A 410-nucleotide genomic window follows, 5' to 3' on the forward strand; every position below is an offset into this window, starting at 1 on the left:
CCTGTGCTTCCCGTTCATCTTCCGCGGCGCGCTGGACTGCGGCGCGACCACCATCACGCGCGAGATGGAAGTCGCCGCCGCCCACGCCGTGGCGGAACTGGCCCGCCAGGAGCAGAGCGACATCGTCGCCACCGCCTACGGCATCCAGGACCTGTCGTTCGGCCCCGAATACCTGATCCCCAAGCCGTTCGACCCGCGCCTGATCGTCAAGATCGCCCCGGCCGTGGCCGAAGCCGCGATGCGGTCCGGCGTGGCCGCGCGCCCGATCGCCGACATGGACGCGTACCGCCTGCAGCTGCAGCAGTTCGTCTACCACTCGGGCACGCTGATGAAGCCGATCTACGCGGCGGCGCGCCAGGTGGACATGGAGAAGAAGCGCATCGTCTTCGCCGAGGGCGAGGAAGAGCGCG

The 410-nt window shown here is 69.5% G+C and carries 1 pseudogene; it reads left to right on the plus strand.

Features of this window, described 5'->3' with window-relative positions:
* Positions 1-410 (plus strand): annotated as a pseudogene (locus tag K206_RS40620) (NADP-dependent malic enzyme); the annotation flags it as partial.

The organism is Cupriavidus sp. WS (assembly GCF_000395345.1).
Lineage (GTDB): Bacteria > Pseudomonadota > Gammaproteobacteria > Burkholderiales > Burkholderiaceae > Cupriavidus > Cupriavidus basilensis_B.